The sequence below is a fragment of the Flavobacterium sp. 22659 genome (genome assembly GCF_052044235.1).
GTDB lineage: Bacteria > Bacteroidota > Bacteroidia > Flavobacteriales > Flavobacteriaceae > Flavobacterium > Flavobacterium johnsoniae.
The window spans coordinates 17295-39461 of record NZ_JBQEMU010000002.1; the positions used below are offsets into that span (position 1 = coordinate 17295).

Sequence of the window (22167 nt, forward strand, 5' to 3'; positions counted from 1 at the left end):
CACAATTTATTTTCATGCACATAAAGCTCCAGCGGAGCGGTATATTTTAAACCTTATATATCGCTCCTCAGGAGCTCAAAATCACGGTGTGCATATTCCGTTATAAATTATGCTATAAATATTATGCTCCTCCGGAGCATTTTTCACATACATGATTATTTAATTATTTTATAATACTTTAATCCTTCTAAAATACCTTCAGAAGCAAAGTTTTGGGCAACATAAATACTTTTGCTGGTTTCATATTCTGCCAGTTCTGCGCTTCGGTTTCCTACTATAATACCTTTTACGGGACCTCTAAACATATCAATATCGTTTCCTGAATCTCCGGCGGCAATTACATTACTTAGCGGAATGGCCCATTTACGGCATAAAAACTTTATAGCATTTCCTTTTGATGCTCTTTTGGGAATAAAATCCAAAAACTGACCGTGACTCGGAATTATATTTACTTTGTACCAGCCTGTCCCCAGAACCCGAATGAGTTCTTCATGGTCATAATGTTCTTTTTCGTAGTAATAAGAAATCTTATACGGATTCTGGGCGTTTTCTTCCTGAAGTTTAATCCATTTGACTTCTTTTAAGCGATTGACAATATCGTCTCTTTTCCAACGTCCGGCCAGGAATTTTGCCCATCCTTTGTCCAGAATGTAGTCTTTACCGTTTGTATAATAAATCTCTGTACCAACAGAACAAATTATAAAATCAGGAAGCGGAAACTGTTCTTCATCTATAACTTTTTTTACAAGCATTAAGTTTCTGCCCGAAGCCATGGCAAAAGCCATTTTTTCTGTGCGGTTTACAAGATGTGTTTTTAATTCCTTTAATCCGGGATTGTTCAGTTTGGGTTCGATCAGGGTTCCGTCAATATCCGAAACTAATAAATGATCGATTTTCCTTTTTAAGCGGTCGACATTAATATTAGGATAATGCAGTTTTTTTATTCCTGCGCCAGATGACAAGGATAAATTTTCGTTGACCAATTCAACATATTGGTTAACGTGGCTCAGCCAGCTGTAATGTTTTTGAATGTTTATAGCGCCGTTATTCGAATAATATTTCCATTTATTTTCATCGGTAAGAATATTTCGAAGGGCTTTTTTAATTTGATTTTCGTCCTGCGGATCGACTAATTCTCCGTTCTGGCATACCGGAATAATTTCTGAAGGCCCGCCATTCTTCGTAACCACAACCGGAAGCCCTGAACTTGCCGATTCTATAACGGTTAAACCAAAATTTTCATGCAAGGCCAGATTGACAAATACGCCTCGTTTTTCAGCGGCATAACGATAAATAATTGAAACTTCATTTTCGACATCATGCTTTTTTGGGATCGCCATTTTTCCGTACAAATCGTATTTATCCATCAACAATAATAAATCGGTTAAAACGTCTTTTTCAGATTCCGGCATTTTGGCAATATCTTTACGGATTCCGGCAAAAATGACCAGATTGGCAATACTCTGCAATTCTTTGTCTTTACCATAAACATCAATAAGCGTATGAAGATTTTTATGACGGTCTGGTCTCGAAAGCGCCAGAATAAAAGGTTTGTGCGGATTGGTCAGGAATTTGGAAATAGTTTCTGAAACCCAGTATTTTCTTTGGGTTTCTTCCATTTGTTTGTCAATATCGGTTTCCTGAAAATAATAAGGAGCAAATTTTCTGGTGTCGATTCCGGGAGAAATAGCATGGTATTTTCCCAGCTCAAAGTTTTTATAAACTTTGTAGGTTTCTATTTCCTGTTCTGTCGAAGTAACAATAAATTCAGATAATTCTAATGTTTTTTCTTCAGCAGCGATTCTTTGTTTAAACTTAAACTTTTTTTCAAGTTCTTCTTCGCTTAAACCGCTTTCGAGCAGTTTTTTCTTTTTATAAAAACCAAGCGAATGTCCTGTATGTGCAAAAGGAATATTTAAAACTGCCGATAATTCTGCCGCGGCATATCCGGCATCGCCATAATGCGAATGAATCCAGTCGGGAAAAATATTATGTGCTTTAATATGCTGTACAACGCCATTTACAAAAGTGTCAAGTCCTTCCCATAATTGTTCTTTTGGTTTGTATTTTTTTCCCAGAAACGGAATTCGGCGTATATCTAATTTGTCATTAACTATTTCAACAGGAACTGCATATTCTGGCGAAAGTGCAGGATCATCAATTAATCTTGTAAATAAATGAACATGTTCTACATCTTTATGCTGCGATAAAAAATCGGCCAATTCGTACACATATTTCGTCTGTCCGCCATTATCAGCATCCTTTCCTATTTCAAGACCTGACCCTTTTAAAAGTCCGTGTATATTAATTAATGATATTCGTAATTTTTTCATCATTTGGTGCATTGTTATTTGAAAGTTCAATTTACTATGCCCATTCCGATAAAATAGAAATAATTACATTTAAAATTTACATAGTTCCCACATGAAAAGCCTCTGAAAACATTTGATTTATTAAAACGAAATTGTAATTTATTAAGAAGAAAATCAGCTTTATAAACAAAAAACTCCCAATTATTTTGAGAGCTTTTTACTTTTTAACTTAACCAGTCACTTATTAGTTTTCTATAGGTTTCGCCTATTGGCAGAAATTCCCCGTTTGTCATCTTAATCTGGTTGCCTTCGATGACCTTGATTTTGTTTTTTGGGATAATAAACGAACGATGAATGCGCACAAATTGGTTTAACGGCAGTTTCTCTAAAATGTCTTTCATGTTCTCCAAAACCATAATTTTTTCATCTTTAGTATGAATTCGGATATAATCTTTTAAACCTTCGATATACAAAATATGATCTGTCGCTATTTTATGGTGTTTTCTATCGGCTTTTACAAATAAATAATCTTCTGAATCGAGATTTTGAAAGGTTTCCTGCCAGCGAATAAATTTCTCAACACTTTGATAAAACCGATTAAAAACAATAGGTTTCAGCAGATAATCAATAACATGGAACTGAAAAACATCTAAAGCATATTCCGGATAAGCCGAAGTAATAATGAAATTGTGCTTTTGATTGAACATCTGCATTAGTTCTAAACCGGTTAACTGCGGCATTTGGATATCGATAAAAACCAAATCTACAGATTCGTTGTTTAGTATTTCAATAGCTTTAAAAACATCAGAATCGGCATATAAAACATTCAGCCTTGGCACTTTTGAGGCATAATCTGCCAGTAATTTTACTGCAAAAGGTTCGTCGTCTAATATGATACAATTTATTTTTTTCATTTTAAATCTATTTCAAGTTCGGCTGTAAACTGATTGTTTTGGTTCGTAAATGTTATTTGATGTTTTTGCGGATAATATATTTCTAATCGTTTTTTGAGGTTTTCTAATCCAATTCCTCCCAGTTTGTCTTTTTTTTGTGTTCCAATATTATTTAAAACTTTAAAAATGAGTTTTTTGTCTTTTACTTTTAAATCAATTGTAATAGGATTTTCGGTAGAAGTTTTGCCGTGTTTTAAAGCATTTTCGATTAAAGGTGATAAAATATAAGGCGGAATTTCTTCGAACTCATTTTCGATTTCGGTTTTCAAATTAACAAAAGCGGTTTCCTGATGTCTTAATTGTTCAAGCTCGATATAAGCTTTTATATAATCGATTTCATCTGATAATTTAATCTTTTCTTTCTGCGATTCGTAAGTCGTAAAACGCATAATCTGACTCAGTTTTTCGATCGCCGTTAACGATTTGTCTGACTGAAAATAAACCATCGAATAAATATTATTGAGGGTATTAAAAATAAAATGCGGGTTTATCTGGGCTTTCAAAAATTTAATCTCCGTGCTTTTGTTTTCTTCTAAAATAATCTGGTTGTACTCTAAAAGACGGATAAAATAAATAACAAACCAAAGCAGTGAACTCAAAATAATCGGCATACTGCTGTACTGCAGATTATCGAACATATAATTTAAAAATGCAGTATTGGTATAATTTATTCTTTGAAATAAAATATGAGTTATAACCTGCTCAATCAGCCATCTTAAAGCTGTAAAAAACAAATAAGAAACGAGAACGCCTGCAAAAAATCTTTTCCACTGAAAGGACTTAAAAACGAATTTCATTACTGCAAAATAATGGAAATAGAAAGTCAGGATAAAAACAATCAGATAGGTTATAAAAAACAAATCCGGCACATAAAGTCTTGCTCGTATTGGGTTTTTAATGAATGTAAAATAGGCCATCAAAAACCAGTAGACAATATGAATCAGTATTTCTGCTTTTTTTGATAAAGTTCCCTTATGCATGTTTTTTTAATTTTTTTCAAAGATATACATTCAAAAAAAAGCCTAAAACAGGGTTTGTAGATTATTCGCGGGGGTTTGTCGATAAAAGTAGTTTCCAGCCTTTTTTCGATACAGTTTTGCAGGGTAATTAATTTAAAACCCATGAAAAAAATTATTCTTTTAGTGTTTGTTCTTCTGTTTAAAATCAATTCTTTCGGCCAGCAATTTGAACTGAAAGGAAAAGTAGTAAATCAAAATAAAATTGCTGTCGAGTTTGTAATTGCGAGTTTATTAAAAGACAATAAAATACTTGTATCTGTTTCTACCGACAGCTTAGGGAATTTTGAAATGAAATCTGCAAAAGGAACTTACAAACTGCTACTGGAACAATTTGGAACAGAATACCTCAACAAAGAAATTATACTTGACCAAAACATGGATTTTGGATTGATTGAAATTAAAGAAACGGTACAGCTTGAAAGTGTGACGATACAATCAAGAAAAAAACTGGTTGAACAAAAGGTTGACCGACTTGTTTTTAATGTAGAAAACTCGGTAACAGCTGCCGGCGGAACTGCATTAGACGCACTAAAAGCAACTCCAACGGTTCGCGTGCAAAATGAAGTTATTTCGATTGTGGGCAAGGGAGAAATCCTGGTTATGATTGACGATCGTTTACAAAAAATGCCTCAGGAAGATTTGGCTGCATTTCTTAAATCTATTCCGTCAGATAATATCAAAAGTATTGAAGTGATTACAACACCTCCGGCAAAATATGATGCTGAAGGCAACAGCGGATTAATTAATATTAAACTGAAAACGGCAAAAGCAAATTCATGGAATGCTAATATTGGTAGTTCGTACACACAAAAAACATACGCAGGCGGCAACCTCAATGGATTATTTACTTATAATCAAGATAGACTTTCTCTACAGACTTCTGTAAGCAAAGGAACAGGAAAGCTTTTAAGAACTTCTGAAAGTAAAATTTATTACCTAAATGAAGTATGGAAACAGGAAACAGCCAATAAAACTAAAAACGATTTATTGAGTTTAAGTCTTGGAATAGATTATAAACTAAGTACTAAATGGTCTGCAGGAATGAGCTATCTGGGCAGTTTTAATAATAGAGTTTCTGCTAACAATCCGTTTACGACTATATATACTGATGATGCTGTAAGTTCTTATATCGCATCTGATGTAAAGGCTGAAAATGCTCCAAAAATGAATTCAGTAAATCTTCATAATACTTTTGTTTTGGATAGTTTAGGAAAAAATATTTCGGTTGATCTTGATTATTTCAATTATCAAAAAGACGATTACCGCTTTTTTTCCGGCAATGAATTAGATGCTGATAAGAATGTTATTTCTAACAGTTTCTTTTCTTCTACAAACAGCAATCTTAATAAAATAAACAATTATTCAGCCGCTGTTGATTTTACATTTCCTGCTGTCTGGGCTAATCTTAGTTTTGGTGCAAAAGCTTTTCATACCAACACAAATAACAATCTTGTGGTGTATGATAATGAAACGGGAAATCCGGTTTTAAATATCAATCAGTCGAATGTTTTTAATTATAAAGAATACAATCAGGCTTTGTATTTTTCGGGAAGTAAAAAAATAAACTCTAAATGGGAAACGCAGATTGGTCTGCGATTTGAAGCCACGCAGACAAAAGGTTTCTCAGAAAATTTAAACCAAACGAATACCAATAATTACATTAAACTATTTCCAACGGCTTACGTGACGTATGTACCGAATGAAAACAACACTTTTTCGTTGAATTACAGCCGAAGAATCCGCAGACCTTATTTTGATTATCTAAATCCGTTTGTTATTAAAACAAGCCCGTATTATTATTCTGAAGGAAATCCGTATTTGAAACCTTCTATTATTGATAATTTTGAATTTTCGTTTATTCGAAACCAAAAATGGGTGAATTCTGTTTATTTTTCTCAGGTTTCAGATTTCGGACAGGAATTATCGATTATTGATTCCGTTACAAACGTGACCAGAAGTACACCTTTAAATTATGCTGATACGTATCAAATTGGATTTTCGACTTCCTATAATTTCAACAAATGGTCTTGGTGGAACAGTTTTACAGGATTTAATCTGAACCATCAAAATGTAAAATCTAAAACTGATTTTATCAATTCGATTAAAGGTTATAACGGGTATTTTTATATCAATAATGATTTTACGATAAACCATACCAAAACTTTGTTTTTGGGTCTCAATTATGGGTTGCAGCTTCCGGGACGTTATCAGATTTTTAATATTTCAACTTTACATATTTTAGATGTTTCGGTTAAAGTTCTCACTTTAAATAAAAAACTGGCATTTACCATTGTTGGTGAAGATCTTTTAAATGCACAAAAGCCATTAATTAGTTACCAATCAAACGGCATTAAAACTAATGCAAAAAGCTACAACGATACGAGAGGTTTTAGAATTTCGTTAAGCTATAAATTTGGAAATCAAAAAATTCAGTCTAAACAAAGCAATTTTGGAAATGAAGAAGAAAGAAACAGGGCAAATTAATTTTGCCCTTATTTTTTTATCAAAATTGATTTTCTGCCCAAAATACAGTGTTTCAAAACAAAAAAATGGTTGAATTTTATAACTTGAAACATCTAAATAAATTTCTTACATCTTTCTTTATGTAAATTTGAAATCCCCACTCTATCCCAACCTAACGTCATTCTACCTGAATTTACAAACATAAATTTATTAATATAACGTGGAAATAATCCGTCTCCCATTAAAACATTCAATTATACAGGTTCTGCTTCTTTTATTTTATTTTTAAATAAGATGACTTACGAATGATATTGATACATTTGTAATTCTGGAAATTCACTTTCAAATAAAAATAAGAAATACAACTACAATGAAACAGGCAATTGTTAATGCCATAATACATACTGGTGACGAAATAATTGATAATGGAGTTATTATCATCGAAAACGGAACTATTCTTTCGGTACAAAAAGAAATTCCAAATGATATAAAAACCATCGATCTGCAGGGAAAACATATTGGTGCCGGATTTATAGATATTCAGATAAACGGAGGAGAAAAATATTATTTCAGCCAGACTCCAAATGAAGAAACTATTCAGGATATTTACGATTCGAGTCTGAAATACGGAACAACACATGTTTTGCCCTGTTTAATTTCATCATCAAAAGAAACCATTTTACAAGGAATTGAAGCTACCCGCAATTACATTAAAAAACACAATAATGGTGTAATTGGAATGCATTTAGAAGGACCTTTTTTAAATCCTTTAAAACGCGGTGCGCACAGCATCGATCAGGTTCGTAAACCAACAAATGTTGAACTGGAAGAAATCATCAAACATGGAAAAGACGTTATAAAAGTAATCACCATTGCTCCGGAATGTTTTACTGATGAACAATTAAATATGCTGCTGGAAAGCGGTATAACTATTTCTGCAGGACATTCTACAATGGGTTATAAAGAAGCACAGCATTATTTCTCAAAAGGAATTAACCTCGTTACCCATTTATTCAACGCCATGACACAGTTTGGTCATCGTGAACCGGGTTTGGTTGGTGCTGTTTTTGAAAATGAAAATGTGTACGCTCCCATAATTTTAGACGGAGCACACTGCGATTATGCGGCTGCAAAAGTGGCATACAAACTCAAACAGGAAAAATTCTTTTTAATAAGCGACGCAACTTTTCTGGGACGCAAAGTAGAAAACTTTAAATGGGATAATTTTGATGCCCATTTAGAAAACGGTTTTTACAGAAACGAAGACGGAAACTTAGCCGGTGCCACAATCTCGATGCTGGAAGCTGTACAAAATGCTTACAATCATTTAAATGTTTCGGCAGATGAAGCCCTAAAAATGGCAACATCAAGAGTCGCAGCCTCCATAGGTTTAGAAAATAAAATTGGAAAGATAAAAACAGGATTTCCTGCCAGTTTTGTAAAATTCAACGATAATTTATCAGAAATAGAAACCTTAAATTTTCCTGCTGTATAACAGCATTTAAAATCATAAAAAAAGAGACAGTTAAAAACTGTCTCTTTTCAAATCAGAATTATTGTCAGCATTGCGTGCCGTTTTAAACGTCTCAGTAACCTCAATAACAAACTACAAGTTAAACTAATAGAAACTGATCTGTTTTTAGTATTCCCCAACAGAGAATAATACTATCCAAAAAAATAAAAAAACACTGCTAAAAGTGTAAAATTGAAGGTTTAGTTAATGAAACCAAATTTACCTTCAAACAACTGCCCAATAACAGGAATAGGTTTCTTTTGCTCATTAGCCGCATTAATGATTCCGAAAATCCATAAAATGAAAATTACATAACCAATGTAGCTTAAAAAATAAAGCGAAGGCACAATTGAGACTACAACAGAAAGTAAAATATTCACCACTAATGAGAATAGAAAAATTCCGAAACCTTGTTTAAGGTGATACGTTACAAGATCACTTTTTGGTGATGCATCTTTGCTTTGTACAAAGGCTACGATCCAGCCAATAATGGTTACATAGCTCAGGATTGATAAAGTTTTATTGTTCATGGTTCTATTATTTGTTACAGGTCAAAAATAGATACAATAAAACAGCTCCCAAACCCGCACTTTGTCATTGGTCACTTTTAATTGGTATTTGCATAAATTGAATACATAAACCGTCAGGAACTATCAGAAATTAAATTTCATCTTTCATTAATTTAAAAAACTGTTCTTTCTTTCCTCTCGAAATCGGCACAACCGATTTATCGTTCATATGTACCATTCCTTCACGCGAATAACTCAAAATAGAATTGACATTAATTAAATGCGATTGATGCACCCTGAAAAACATCGGCGGAAGCAGAATATCCTCATAATTCTTTAAAGGCTTAGAAACCATTATTTTTCTGCCGTCTGTTAAAAAAAACGTTGTATACGAACCCGAAGTTTCACATCTTAAAATCTGATCCAATTTTACAACATACATTGCTTCCTGCGTAGGCAGAACAAGCCGGTCCGGTGTTTTAGATAAATTGGTCTGCAATTCTGTAATCTGCTGTTTTTCTAAAACCCTTTCTTCCAGAATCGCAATGCGGTCTATCGCAGTTTTTAATTCCTGCGGATCAATTGGTTTTAAGAGATAATCTACAGCACTGTATTTAAACGCATTAATAGCATGCTGTTCAAAAGCCGTTGTAAATATCAGGTGAAATGAATTAAATGAAATTTGCTGCAGTACATCAAAACCAGTTCCGTCTTTCAGCATAATATCCATAAAAACCAAATCAGGTTTTAGTCTGTCAACCATTTTTACAGCTTCTGTAACACTTTCAGCATAACCTACAATTTGAATTGTATCGCCGGAAACCATTTCGAGCATAATCGACAAAGCTTCTCTTAATCGATGTTCGTCTTCAATAATTATCGTTTTATAAATCATGATAAAATCGGGATATTTAGAATTACTATACAACCGCGGCCGTCAGTTTCAGGATCACGCTCCTTAACCGTAAATCCGGCACTTGGGTTTTCTTTCTGCATTTTAGACAGCCTTTCGTCAGTAATAGTTGTCGAAAGCGACTGATGCGTATCGTTTATTTTTAATTTTCGCGAAGCCGCTAATCCAATTCCGTTGTCCTTAATTGTACAAATTAAACTGTGCTGTTCTTCATCTTCTTTAAAATAAATTTCGATCAAACCTTTTACACTATTTTCCTGAGGTTTTAAACCATGTTCGACCGCATTTTCTATAAACGGCTGAATCAACAGAGGCGGTATTAAAAGATCAGTTTCAACATTTTCGTCACATTCAATAACATAATCAAAACCATTATTTAAACGAAGCTGCTGCAATTCGATATAATTTTTTAAAGTATTGATTTCCTCTTCCAGCGAAATGGTTTCTTTTCGCGACTGCTCTAAAACCTGTCTGGTGAGCTTGGCAAATTTATTTAAATACGAAACTGCAGGAATGGTATCTTTTTGTAAAATCATGCTTTGGATATTTCCCAAAGCGTTAAAAATAAAATGCGGATCCATCTGCGAACGCAGCAACCTTCTTTCGAGTGACAACCGCGCAGCCAGATTTTCGATGGTTTCCTTTTCCATCAGCTGCATTTTAAGTTCGTTATGCACCTGTTCCTGTTTTAGAAAATCTTCTCTGTTTTGATAATAACGCTGGCGGTAATAATACGAACGAAACATAAAAACAAGACCAATTAACAATACTCCCGCAATACCGTAACCCAATAATTTATTCTTCTGCTCCAGTTCTTTTTCCAGTTCCAGCTGTTTGATTCTTTCTGCTTTTTTAGAAGATTCATAACGGGCATCAGCATTTTGAAGCAGCGCCTGTGTAGATTCCTTATATTTTAACTGTGTATATTTTGAATAAAGTGTATCGTAACCATAATACGCCTGAAAATCTTTTCTCTTTACCGCAACATCTTTTAAACTTTTATAAAAAGCAGTAAAAAGATAATTATCTGTATACGGCAGGCTTTTTTGATAATTAATGCCTTCTGTAAAAAGAAGTTCAGCCCTAATATAATCGCCCTTTTGCATAAAATAATATCCTTTGAGTCCAATGGCACTTCGCAGAATAATTTTCACATTATACTTTTTGGCAATACTTTCTGCTTTTTGCAGATTCCACAAAAAAGCTTTTTCATCTATAGGCTTTGGTCCTTTTGTATAAAGATCAGCCAGATTTACATAAGCAATTCCAATATTGCTTTTACTCACAATTTTATCTGCATTTTTTTCCGCCAAAGCCACTGTTTCTTCAAAAAACTTAACCGGCTCGGCCCATTCTAAAATCCCGCCCGTTTCTAAATTATCTGCCAAAAAACCGCCAAAAGCAAGCCTTGCATACAATTGGCTTTCTGAATCGCCGGATTTTTCTGCATGTGCAAGGGCTTCTCTGGCATATTTTTCGACTTTTGTTGGCGATGCGGGAGAAAACAAATACGAGATATCTGAAGCAATTTTAGCACATTGATCGTGCGCATTGACTTTAGAAAATAATGTATAGGCTTCTAATAAATAATTCAACGCCTGAGGTTTGTCTTCAATATAAGATTTTAAAGATCCCATTGCGGCCGATGCATGGGCTTTTGCTCTTATTTTAGTTATATGCTGCGAAAGATAGAAAGCTGTATCTGCATAGTGCATAAACTCTTTTAAATGAAGCAATCGTCTTTGGGTAAGCGCCAGATAAGCATAACAAATCACTTCATCTTCCTTGTTCTTATTCTTGTGTGCAAGATGAAGTGCCTGTTTCTGAATTTTTATACAGGAAACAGTATCCGAAAAACGTTTGGCATATCCTTCTGCTGCTATTTTTTCGATAGGAGAAATATCTTGTGCCTGAATTTTGAAAGCAGTTAAAACCAAAAACAAAACATAAAAAAGCCGTTTTTGTTTTCTGAAATTTTGAAGATCAATTGTGATTTTTTGGAGCATAATTAGTGGTAATTGATGGCAAAGTACAAATTGTCATTATACAAACCAAACAATTTACCTGTGTTTTTAAAGGATAAAACTCTTACTTACAACCTCTTAATTAAGGCTGTAAAACCGCATTATTCCTGATATATTTCAGAATTAACCAAATAAAAATCTAAACACTCCATTTACCAATTCGCAATTGTTAATGGATTTGGTATGAAGTAATCTTGCTGTATAAAATAATTTTAAAATCAAATTTATTATGAATAAGAAAATCCTTTCATTACTGTTAATCTGCTTTTGTTTTCTAACACAAATTTCATTTGGGCAAAGCGATGATAAACGCACCAAAATTGAAATATCAATAAAAGACGGAAACAAAACGATTACAGTTCCTTTGCGTTCGGCTACGGTTTCATTTACCAAAGGAGCCAATTATAAAGATCCTGAAGATAAAACAGATAACAGAAGCTACTATTTCTCTCTGGATTTTGAAAAACAGGACATTAATTTACTGCGCGCTTTTGCAACCAGTAAAAACGGTCTTGACGGACATATTACAATGGTCGATACATACGGAAAAACACCAACTAGAAAATTTGAATTTAAGGGCGCTAAATTAGACAGTTTGAGCGATCAGCTTACCGGAGATTATTCAAGCTCTTATTTTTCATTGTACTGCAGCCTGATAATTATAGATGGTGTAACCATACAATAAATGACAATGAAGCATTTAAAATATTTTGAAAAAAACGGCAGTCAATATACCCTGAAACGAGAATATGGTTTTGGCATTATAGTGAGCTTTGGAATGGCGGCTTTTGCTGCTGCGGGTCTTTGGCTCAACGAAGCTATTATGTTTTGGATTTTTGGCATTCTTGCTGTTCTGTGTTTTATTTCAATTTGGATGAAACACGTGAGTATTGACATGGACAAAAAAGAAATAACAGCAAAAATTGGTCTTATAAATCCGCCGGTTCATATTCCGCTGCAAGATTTTCAAAACTTCGAATTAGTACGTATTAGGCAATATATGCTTACTACAAATACTTCTCTGAATGCTTATTATTTAAAAGACGGAAAGGAAAAATGTATCATGATTGCACAAGCTTTTACCAGCAGAAAAATTCAAAATCTGGCCAATGAAATTGATGAAATACTGAACAGCAATGAACATTCGTGAAAAATATAATATAACAGAATCTGCCCATTCTTTTTCATTCCAGCCTGTTAAACCACTGCAAAAAATATCGCAGTGGTTTTTAGCTGGTATTATCGCTGCGGCAATTGTACTTTCTTTTTTTGAAGAGAAACTGGGCGAAGTATGGTTTTATTCTCTTTACGTTTTATTAGCTTATGGCGTACTGCATAGTTTGTATGATATTTATATCAGAGCCCGAATTCGCTATACTTTTGACAGCAGAAATAATGCGGTTTACAAAATGACACCATTATTTCCTGATAAAAAAATCATGAAATTAGAAGAAGCTGTTATCTTTGTAAGTTCCGAAATGGGAAGCTGGCACTATAGTTTAGGCGCCAGAAAAAGCCATTTTATTAAAAATTATTTCATCAGCGAAAACTTCAGCTCAGGGAGAAAAAGCGATCAAAAACAAGCCGAATATGAAAAACATATTCTGGCAAAATTAAACCAGCTGACAGCATCTGTTCAATCTGTACAATCTTAATTATTTTTATATATGAAAATCCAGAAAATCTTCGCCTTAGTATTTGTATCAACCTTATTGTTTTCATGTAATTTTTTTACAGACAGTTCTCCAAACAGAGTTTTTGAACTAATTGGTTTAAATGCCAATAAAATTCCACAAAGCTTTGAGCGTGTATTTAAAGAATACTATCAGCAAAAACAAAACGGAAGTTTACAAGCTCTTGCCGATGATAAAAAATCAATGCGTTCTTCTAATTGTGTTGATGCAGTTAATTTTTATTACGGAAACACGTTTAAAGAAGACATCAAAAAAATTAACGCCCTAAGCAAAACCGATGAAACAGAACCGATTATAAAAGCCGGAATTGAATTATTTGAATATGCTCAGGAAGTTCAAACAAACGATTTTCCAAAAATTGCCAAAATGATAGACGAAGGAAAAAGTGAGGAAGAAATCAATCTTGCAGCAAAACAGCTTGATGATACAAAAGGCATCGAACTGGATAAAAAATACAAAAAAGTAATGGATTTACTTTTGCCTTATGCCGACAAGCACGGTGTAGAATATAAAAGATTCTAAAAAAAGTTATGAGTTATGAATTAATTGTGAATTATGAATGGTAAATTGTGAACTCATAACTCATAACTCATAATTCATAATTCATAACTCAATAATAAATATTCAAAATAATATTCGACTTTGAACTGTCGATTATTTTCTCCAGCTTTTTAAAGAAAGTTTCGCTCACCATTGGACATCCCTGACTGTTTGAAATATAATAATCCTTTTCTTCATTAGGAACCGCAGAATACGAGTGTAAAACAATAGCACGTTTAGCTGCATTATTATTGGTTTCGTCTAAACCTGCCAGTTTATAAGCTTTTCCAAACATTCCTTTATAGGATTTACCAACAATATATCTGCCTAAAGAAGTACATTTAGAATTAGTCTCGTTACTAAATTTTAATTCTCCCCTGATTCCTGTTTCAGAACCTGCGCCGTTTGCAACAAGTCCTTCTTCCAGGATTTGATCTTTTTCTAGATCATAAACAAAAAATCTGTTCTTCCCTGATTTGATTCTCATATCAATAAAAAAAGCAATTTTAGTATTATAAGAAGCATTCTTTTTAATCATTGCTTTTACATCTGCAAGCTGAGAACTAAATCGCTCCATTTCAACATTTATGGGCTTAATCTCATTTTTACTTTCTTTAGGATTTCCAAAAGAAAATAATACAAAACACAAAGTCAGACTTAAGAATTTCATAAAGTTGTTTTTCAAGTTTTTACGATGCAAATGTAATTGGCATAAAAAAATTAAACATCCAGTAAAAGACTGAAAAACAAAACAATAAGACATTTATTTAAAATACTTATATTCATATTTTTCAAATAAAAACAAAGTATAAAAAAATAAGAAAAATCCTCTTATATTTGTAATCAAAAAACTTGGGCGAAATAAAACATAAACCAAAAAAAATAAGCGATCAATACAAAACGATTCTCTTAGTAAACAAATTAGGTATTGGAATTTCATTTTGGACCATATTCATTCCATATCCTTATGAATATGCTATTATCATTTCAATATTATTTCCAATTATCTGCATCTTTGTTTTAAAAAAAACTAACTTCAAAATTAATGTAGAAAAACATAAGGACATACCTTCCATTACTTTTGGTTTGTTTGGAGTTATTTTTGCTTTAGCATTTAGAGCTTTAATTGATTTTAAAATTCTAGATTACTCTAATCTCTGGCTGCCTCTTATAATAATAATTTCTATTTCAATAGCAATTGTTCTTAGAAACCAACAATTTGATCTGAATAAATCTGTCTTTTCAACTGCTTTTTTCTTATTGCTTTTTTCTTCTATCTATGCATATGGTACATGCATTTCTTTAAATTGTATATTTGATACATCAAATCCTCAAATTTACAGTTCGACAATTCTTAAAAAGAATTATTATAATATTAGTAAAGCTAATACCTATCATCTGGAACTAACACCATGGGCAAAACAGCAAAAAACAAATAAAATTATAGTTTCAAAAACACTATATGATATTTATGAAGAAAATGACGAAGTAAAAATTCATCAAATGAAAGGCCGATTTGACATTCCATGGTTTGAGATCACTGATAAAAATACCTCTAAATAAAAAAGGCAGATGAAATAATTCATCTGCCTTTTTAAATTTTTATAAAATCAGTGATAAGTAAGCCTTAACTAATAACTCATAACTCATAATTAAAAACTACCACCCTTTTACAGCACCGCCTTTAAATTCATGCTCAGCAGCTTTTTCTACTTCAGGAGATTGGAAAGCCTGTAAAAACTGTTTTACTTTTTCTTCGTTTTTATTGTCTTCACGGCTTACTACTAAGTTTACATAAGGCGATTCTTTATCTTCAATAAACAAAGCATCACGTGACGGAACCAGTCCTGCCTGAGAAGCAAAAGTATTGTTGATAATCGCAATAGAAACATTAGCATCGTCTAAAGCGCGAGGTAATTGAGGCGCTTCTAACTCTAATATTTTTAAGTTTTTAGGATTACTTACTATATCAGTTACTTTAGGTAATAAACCTACGCCGTCTTTTAGTTTTAATAAACCATTTTTCTGTAAAAGCAACAACGAACGTCCTCCGTTTGTCGGGTCATTTGGAATAATAATCGTGCTTTCATTTTTCAGTTCAGAAAGACTTTTGATTTTTTTAGAATATCCTGCAATTGGATAAACAAATGTATTACCAATAATGGCAAGTTTATAACCGCGCTGTTTAGACTGCTCATCTAAATAAGGTTTATGCTGAAATGCATTAGCATCAATATCTCCCTGGCTTAAAGCTTCATTTGGAACTACATAATCGTTAAAAGAAACCAATTCTACTTCTAGTCCAAATTTTTCTTTAGCAACTTTTTTAGCAGCTTCTGCTACTTTTAATTCTGGTCCGGCAGCAACTCCTACTTTTATAAAATGAGGATCATTGTTTTTGCTCTTTCCGCAGTTTGATAAAACAAGTGCCAAAGCCAAAACTCCAGCCGTTTTTAAAATAGTACGTTTCATATATTTTTATTGTAAATTGTTAATTATAATTGAGATTATCTGTGGTCAAATCGCTTTGACAAAGCATCTCCCGCAAATTGGATAAGAAATACTAATAGCACCAGCAAAGCCAAAACCGAATTCATTGTTAAGGCATCATAACCAATATAGCCATACTGATATCCTACTTGTCCTAAACCTCCTGCGCCGACTGCTCCGCCCATTGCAGAATACCCAACAAGAGTAATCAAAGTAATCGATGCTGCATTTATTAATGAAGGCAATGCTTCTGGAAGTAATACTTTATATACAATCTGGAAAGGTGTTGCACCTAAAGCTCTTGCCGCTTCAATTAATCCTGACGGAAGTCCCAATAAACTGTTCTCAACCAAACGGGCAATAAACGGTGCGGCGCCAATGCTCAACGGAACTAAGGCTGCACTTACACCAATCGAAGTTCCCACGATAGCGCGTGTAAATGGAATCATCCAAACGATTAAAATAATAAACGGAATAGAACGAAAAACGTTTACCACAACTGACAAAGTTCTGTTTAAAACCTTTTGTTCCAATATTTGATTTTTTCGGGTAAGGAAAAGCAAAACTCCCGTTGGAAGTCCGATTAGAAAACCAAAAAAGCCCGACACAAATGTCATTACAATGGTTTCCCAGGTTCCTTTTACTAATAAGTCAATAAGTGAATCAGACATAACCTATAATTTCTGTTTTAATGTGTTTTGAAATAAAATATTGAATCGCAGCGTCGTAGTTTTCGCGTTTTCCTGATAATTCAATCAGCATAACACCAAAATTTACATCTCCAGCCTGATCCATTTGTGCACTCACAATTTTAAAATTGGTATCAAACAATCTTGAAACCTCAGAAATAACAGGTTCATTAACCGATTTTCCGGTCATTTCAAGCTTTAATAACGGATTTAAGGTTCCGTTATCTTCTTTCTGTAATTTTTCTTCGTAAACGCTTGGAATTTCTAAATGAAGAGACGAAGCAATAAACTCTCTTGTCAGCTCATGTTTAGGGTCAGCAAAAATTTCGCCTACACTTCCCTGCTCTATTAATTTTCCGTGGCTGATAACGGCAACTTCATCACAAATCGATTTTACAACTTCCATTTGGTGCGTAATTAATAAAACCGTGATATTTAAACGACGGTTAATATCTTTCAGCAAATTCAAAATAGAGCGTGTTGTAGCCGGATCAAGTGCACTTGTTGCTTCATCACACAATAAAACTTTCGGATTATTGGCCAAAGTTCTGGCAATGGCAACTCTTTGTTTTTGTCCGCCCGAAAGACTTGCCGGATAATCATTTGCTTTTTCTGCTAAACCTACTAATTGCAGTAATTCTAAAACGCGCGTTTTAATTTCGGCTTTTGGAGTTCCCACTAATTCAAGTGGAAAAGCCACATTTTCAAAAACAGTTCTTGAAGAAAGCAGGTTAAAATGCTGAAAAATCATCCCGATTTGTCTTCTTTCAATCGCCAATTCAGCGTTTGAAAGCTGCATTAGAGCCTTTCCGTCTACAATAATTTCTCCAGATGTGGGTCTCTCTAATAAATTGACACAACGGATTAAAGTACTTTTCCCCGCTCCCGAAGTTCCAATTACGCCAAAGATTTTTCCTGGCGGCACCATGAGCGAAACACCATCCAAAGCAGAAACTATCCTGTCTTTCTGATGAAAAATTTTGGTAACATTTTTTAATTCAATCATTTGTTCAAATTCAAGGTTTTAAAACAAAAAAGCCTTTCAAATCTTCATGAAAGGCTTTTTGAAATAAATTGTATTATTTTATATATAAGCCAGATCAGTGAATTTCATAGCAATAGCACAGCACATCATACTGCAGCTATAATAATAATTCAAATTCTGGTTCTCGTTTCTCATTGCGGTTGCAAATTTAAACAGATATTTTTAATTTTTATGTAAAAAATACAAAACTTTTATTAACCTATCAAAATAGTAGATTACTATAACGATTCCTTGAAATTAATTACTCCTTTTTCGCATCCAGTAAAACAGCTAACTGAATGCAGGGCAAATCTGAACGATTGCTCCAGGCATGATTTGTACCACGCTGAATTACGATATCTCCAGCTTGTAAAAGCGTTTCTTCTTCATCAACTATCAAATAAATCTCACCTGCCAAAATGACGATGTAATCTAAAGTATCAGTTTGATGCATTAACGGATGAGGCTGACCTTGAGGTGCTTCAATTCCTAAATCTTTATCGGGTGGAATTTGTACATAACGAAAATAACTTCCGTTTTTTGGTGTATTGGGAAAAGCGGTATTTTCAATTCTTTTTTCTTCAAATTTAACCGGTGTACTATCAGTCGACCAGATATCAGAAATAATTAATCCCGGAAAATGCTCAGATACATTGCTCACGATTTCATCTTGTTCGATAATTGATTTTCCGTTTCGTAAGCCCGTTACGATTCTTCTTGGTATTGTTTTCATTCTTTATTAATCTTCATTATTAATTTTCTTCCGTATGTTTTGTTCTCACGCAAAACAGCCAGCGCTTTGTTGACAATTTCCGCATTTAGCTCACCAATTACAGAAATATTAGGCGGACTAATAATTTCATTCTCTATTAAATAACTTAACTCACTTAAACTATTTTTGTAATATTCATACTGCTTCTCAATTCCGTATGCATAATTAGAAATATTGTAAATTGCTGCACCTTTAGAAAAAAGAATACTGCGGGATTCTGCCGTTAAAAAATTTGTGACGTCAATATAAGTTCCGTTTATTTTTAAAAGTCTTGCAGCGATATCAGAAATACTATTTCCAACCAAATCCACAACGATATCAAACTTTTTATTTTCGTTTAAAGAAAGAGCGGTTTCGTATACATCTTCTTTTTTATAATTGATGATTTGCTCTCGTTTTACTCCAAGGTTGATCAAAGAAGCAATACTTTCATCATTTCCGGCTGTTACCCAAAATTTTTTAAAATTATTAGCTTTAAGAAGTTTTATAAACATATTTCCTACTCCGCCGGCAGCGCCTGTAATAAATATCGAATCAGCTGCAGAAGCATTCATTCTTTTAAATGATTGTAATGCCGTAAGTCCTGCCGATGGAATTCCCGCTGCTGCTTCAAAAGAAATATTTTGAGGTTTTTTAACCGCGATTTCCTCTGGAACACAAATATATTCGGCATAAGTTCCATTAGATCCCATACTGCCTGAACCGCAGAAAACGGCATCTCCAATTTTAAATCCTGTTACTTCTGTACCAATTGCCGTAATTATTCCCGAAAATTCACGTCCCAGAATTGGCGAATGAATCAGTTTTCTTTCAGATTCATTTTCAGTCATTTGATAATCAATTGGGTTAAATCCTGAAGCTGTAATCTTTACCTGAATCTGATTGGGTTCTGGCTGTGGAATTGCCACTGTTTCGAGCTTAAATTCTCGGTTTTCCTGTAATATAACTGCTTTCATTTTTATCGTTTTAGTTTACAAAAGTATCGCCGTAATACTTTATTTTTGTTATGGGTTAACCCAAGGTAACCGGTTACCAAAGAGAAACTAGTATGGCAAAAATTAATGATAACGGAGTACTTCGGGAAGCCAATTGTTCTGAAGAACTTATGGCAATGCGTGACAGTCTTGACGTTTTAGGCGGAAAATGGAAATTGATGATTCTAAGGTTTTTAACTAACCGAACTCATCAGGTTATTCATTTTAAAAAAATGCAGCGTGAAATTGACGGTATTTCGGCTAAAATGCTCAGCAAGGAACTTAAAGAACTTGAAACTAATCTGCTTATTACAAGAACCGAACAAGATACCAAACCCGCAACCGTAATTTATGCCATTACCGAATATGGAAAATCAGTGCTTCCAGTTACAGAAACCTTAGTTAACTGGGGATTGGCACACCGGGAAAAGATTATCGAATCGCTTAAATAATTCTAAAAAAACATTCCGTTGGAAATGTTTGGTCGGTAGAACAAAAATTGAATTTTGATTATACGTTCCATAGGAACGTTTGATGAATGACGTAAATATCAAATTCAATCAAACAAATGTCCTTACAGAACATAACACAAAACGATACCATTTTTCTACCAGCGAGATATTCCTACGGAATATTACTCATTATAAACCCGACAGGTTTTAAAAACCTGTCGGGTTTAAAACTTAATTAACTATACTTAAACTAACTTAAACCATTCATTTACTTCTTCTGCTATATTTTCTTTTATTTCAGGGTTTTCAAATTCATTCGAAACTGGATTATATTCATAATCTTTCTGCCATTTTTTATAATTCGAAGCTATTTTCTCGATTGCATCACAGATATAAAAAAGCGCTTCATTTGTCATAATCGGATGCAGTGATAAACGCACCCAGCCCGGTTTATTGGATTGATTTCGCTGTAACAATTCATTTGTAATTTCAGCCGATCTTTTTTCGTTGATGTTAAACAAGTAATGCGCATAAGTACTTGCACAAGACCAGCCGCCGCGAACCTGAATTCCGAAACGGTCATTTAAAAGTCTTACAATTAAATTGTAATGAATATCTTCGATTACAAAAGAAACACAGCCAATTCTTTCTGTGGTTAAATCGCCTAAAATGGATAATCCCTGTATTTTTTGAAGTCTCGAAAAACAAAGGTCAAGCAGTTCTTTTTCTCTCTTTTTGATTTTCTCAACTCCCATTTGTTCTTTTAATTCTAAAGCCAAAGCAGTTCTTATAACCTGCAGAAACCCCGGAGTCCCGCCATCTTCCCTCACTTCTATTACATCGCTGTAACAATATTTTCCTAACGGATTGGTCCATTTTACATTTCCCCCGCCTGGATTATCTGGAAAATCAGATTGGTATAATTTTTCATTAAAAACCAAAATACCGCAGGTTCCGGGTCCGCCCAAAAATTTATGAGGCGAAAAGAAAATTGCATCTAATTGCTGTTCTGGATCTTTTGGATGCATATCAATTTTGACATACGGTGCCGAAGCTGCAAAATCTACAAAACAAAGTCCGCCGTTTTGGTGCATGATTTTAGCTAATTCATGATAAGGCGTAATAATTCCCGTAACATTCGAACAGCCCGTAAATGAACCTATTTTTAAGCTTCTGTCTGCATATTTTTTGATTTCCTGAGAAAGCACCTTCGGATCGACTAAATTATTTTCATCTGGCGGTAAAATCACAACTTCGGCATTTGTTTCATACCACGAAACCTGATTAGAATGATGCTCCATGTGTGTGATAAAAACGACAGGTCTGTCCTGATCTGATTTTGTTCGCAGAGCCATAATACGCTGCAGTTTCGATAAAGCTGCAGTCATACCGCTTCCGGTTGTTATCAAAACATCTGATTGATTGGCGTTAACCGATTTTTTAATGACATCTCTCGCATACTGATACGCATACGTAGACGTTTTTCCTGTTTGACTTGAAAGTGAATGCGTATTGGCAATCATTGGACCTATTTTGTTGAGCATTATATCTTCGATCGGGATATACAGCCTTCCACTGGCAACCCAGTCAGCATATATCAGATTTTGTTCTCCGTAAACCGATTCGAAAGTATGATCAATTCCTACTGTATTTTCTCTAAACTTAGAAAAGTAACATTCAGACTCTGTTGGTTTTGTTGTTGGCTCAATAGCATTCATTTCCTTTATCATTTTAATTAACTAAATTGTATTTGCATGTGTTTTATTCTTCTTTTTGTCATTTCGACGGAGGAGAAATCACACATGTAACTCGACAAAGATTGACGA

At 33.7% G+C, this 22167-nt stretch carries 21 protein-coding genes; 8 read left to right on the plus strand and 13 right to left on the minus strand.

Going from position 1 to position 22167, the window contains the following annotated elements:
* Positions 1–155 precede the first annotated feature (155 nt).
* From ACTJIW_RS02285 to ACTJIW_RS02295, 3 genes are all read right to left on the minus strand, one after another.
* Positions 156–2336 (minus strand): HAD-IIB family hydrolase, encoded by a 2181-nt coding sequence (locus ACTJIW_RS02285; protein ID WP_440715611.1) that lies wholly within the window; start codon positions 2334–2336, stop codon positions 156–158.
* Between the two features lie 200 nt (positions 2337–2536).
* On the minus strand, positions 2537–3226 hold the full coding sequence (locus ACTJIW_RS02290) for a LytR/AlgR family response regulator transcription factor (RefSeq protein ID WP_012025944.1): 690 nt from the start codon (positions 3224–3226) through the stop codon (positions 2537–2539).
* Positions 3223–4245 (minus strand): sensor histidine kinase, encoded by a 1023-nt coding sequence (locus ACTJIW_RS02295; RefSeq protein ID WP_440715610.1) that lies wholly within the window; start codon positions 4243–4245, stop codon positions 3223–3225. The genes ACTJIW_RS02290 and ACTJIW_RS02295 overlap by 4 nt, the downstream gene beginning before the upstream one ends.
* 141 nt (positions 4246–4386) lie before the next feature.
* Here ACTJIW_RS02295 and ACTJIW_RS02300 point away from each other — a divergent pair, with 141 nt between their 5' ends.
* Together ACTJIW_RS02300 and nagA are read left to right on the plus strand one after the other, a co-directional pair.
* A complete protein-coding gene (locus ACTJIW_RS02300) occupies positions 4387–6768 on the plus strand; it encodes a TonB-dependent receptor domain-containing protein (RefSeq protein WP_440715609.1) in 2382 nt (793 codons plus the stop codon).
* A 349-nt stretch (positions 6769–7117) separates the two neighbouring features.
* A complete protein-coding gene (gene nagA, locus ACTJIW_RS02305) occupies positions 7118–8242 on the plus strand; it encodes an N-acetylglucosamine-6-phosphate deacetylase (RefSeq protein ID WP_440715608.1) in 1125 nt (374 codons plus the stop codon).
* A gap of 218 nt (positions 8243–8460) precedes the next feature.
* Here the strand turns inward: nagA and ACTJIW_RS02310 are convergent, their stop codons facing one another.
* From ACTJIW_RS02310 to ACTJIW_RS02320, 3 genes are all read right to left on the minus strand, one after another.
* On the minus strand, positions 8461–8790 hold the full coding sequence (locus ACTJIW_RS02310) for a hypothetical protein (protein ID WP_012025951.1): 330 nt from the start codon (positions 8788–8790) through the stop codon (positions 8461–8463).
* A gap of 130 nt (positions 8791–8920) precedes the next feature.
* Entirely contained in the window at positions 8921–9664 is a 744-nt protein-coding gene (locus ACTJIW_RS02315) for a LytR/AlgR family response regulator transcription factor (RefSeq protein WP_274250323.1), read from the minus strand.
* A complete protein-coding gene (locus ACTJIW_RS02320) occupies positions 9661–11688 on the minus strand; it encodes a sensor histidine kinase (RefSeq protein ID WP_440715607.1) in 2028 nt (675 codons plus the stop codon). Before ACTJIW_RS02320 ends, ACTJIW_RS02315 begins: the two co-directional genes overlap by 4 nt.
* A gap of 247 nt (positions 11689–11935) precedes the next feature.
* Here ACTJIW_RS02320 and ACTJIW_RS02325 point away from each other — a divergent pair, with 247 nt between their 5' ends.
* From ACTJIW_RS02325 to ACTJIW_RS02340, 4 genes are read left to right on the plus strand one after another with little or no spacing between them, the layout of a single operon-like run.
* Entirely contained in the window at positions 11936–12391 is a 456-nt protein-coding gene (locus ACTJIW_RS02325; RefSeq protein ID WP_274250325.1) for a hypothetical protein, read from the plus strand.
* A 6-nt stretch (positions 12392–12397) separates the two neighbouring features.
* Positions 12398–12856 (plus strand): hypothetical protein, encoded by a 459-nt coding sequence (locus ACTJIW_RS02330; protein ID WP_440715606.1) that lies wholly within the window; start codon positions 12398–12400, stop codon positions 12854–12856.
* Positions 12843–13361, plus strand: a complete 519-nt coding sequence (locus ACTJIW_RS02335; protein ID WP_440715605.1) for a hypothetical protein — start codon at positions 12843–12845, stop codon at positions 13359–13361. The genes ACTJIW_RS02330 and ACTJIW_RS02335 overlap by 14 nt, the downstream gene beginning before the upstream one ends.
* A gap of 12 nt (positions 13362–13373) precedes the next feature.
* Entirely contained in the window at positions 13374–13922 is a 549-nt protein-coding gene (locus tag ACTJIW_RS02340) for a hypothetical protein (protein ID WP_440715604.1), read from the plus strand.
* Positions 13923–14010: 88 nt separating this feature from the next.
* On the opposite strand, the gene ACTJIW_RS02345 is transcribed toward ACTJIW_RS02340, so the two are convergent.
* Positions 14011–14610, minus strand: coding sequence for a murein L,D-transpeptidase catalytic domain-containing protein (locus ACTJIW_RS02345; RefSeq protein ID WP_440715603.1), 600 nt, complete (start codon positions 14608–14610; stop codon positions 14011–14013).
* 182 nt (positions 14611–14792) lie between these two features.
* On the opposite strand from ACTJIW_RS02345, the gene ACTJIW_RS02350 reads away from it, so the two are divergent.
* On the plus strand, positions 14793–15503 hold the full coding sequence (locus ACTJIW_RS02350; RefSeq protein ID WP_440715602.1) for a hypothetical protein: 711 nt from the start codon (positions 14793–14795) through the stop codon (positions 15501–15503).
* 96 nt (positions 15504–15599) lie between these two features.
* On the opposite strand, the gene metQ is transcribed toward ACTJIW_RS02350, so the two are convergent.
* From metQ to ACTJIW_RS02375, 5 genes are all read right to left on the minus strand, one after another.
* Complete coding sequence (metQ, locus tag ACTJIW_RS02355; protein WP_012025960.1) at positions 15600–16412, minus strand: methionine ABC transporter substrate-binding lipoprotein MetQ; 813 nt, start codon at positions 16410–16412, stop codon at positions 15600–15602.
* A gap of 35 nt (positions 16413–16447) precedes the next feature.
* Entirely contained in the window at positions 16448–17101 is a 654-nt protein-coding gene (locus tag ACTJIW_RS02360; RefSeq protein WP_149206979.1) for a methionine ABC transporter permease MetI, read from the minus strand.
* The gene (metN, locus tag ACTJIW_RS02365) at positions 17094–18125 is read right to left on the minus strand and encodes a methionine ABC transporter ATP-binding protein MetN (protein ID WP_149206978.1); all 1032 of its coding nucleotides are present in this window, start codon (positions 18123–18125) and stop codon (positions 17094–17096) included. Before metN ends, ACTJIW_RS02360 begins: the two co-directional genes overlap by 8 nt.
* A 280-nt stretch (positions 18126–18405) precedes the next feature.
* Positions 18406–18876, minus strand: a complete 471-nt coding sequence (locus ACTJIW_RS02370) for a cupin domain-containing protein (protein ID WP_440715601.1) — start codon at positions 18874–18876, stop codon at positions 18406–18408.
* Positions 18873–19871 carry an NADP-dependent oxidoreductase gene (locus ACTJIW_RS02375; protein WP_440715600.1) on the minus strand — a complete coding sequence of 333 codons (999 nt, stop codon included), beginning with the start codon at positions 19869–19871 and terminating at the stop codon, positions 18873–18875. Before ACTJIW_RS02375 ends, ACTJIW_RS02370 begins: the two co-directional genes overlap by 4 nt.
* Positions 19872–19963: 92 nt before the next feature.
* Here ACTJIW_RS02375 and ACTJIW_RS02380 point away from each other — a divergent pair, with 92 nt between their 5' ends.
* Positions 19964–20341 carry a winged helix-turn-helix transcriptional regulator gene (locus ACTJIW_RS02380; protein WP_012025965.1) on the plus strand — a complete coding sequence of 126 codons (378 nt, stop codon included), beginning with the start codon at positions 19964–19966 and terminating at the stop codon, positions 20339–20341.
* Positions 20342–20586: 245 nt separating this feature from the next.
* On the opposite strand, the gene ACTJIW_RS02385 is transcribed toward ACTJIW_RS02380, so the two are convergent.
* A complete protein-coding gene (locus ACTJIW_RS02385) occupies positions 20587–22059 on the minus strand; it encodes an aminotransferase class V-fold PLP-dependent enzyme (RefSeq protein WP_440715599.1) in 1473 nt (490 codons plus the stop codon).
* Between the last annotated feature and the right edge of the window lie 108 nt (positions 22060–22167).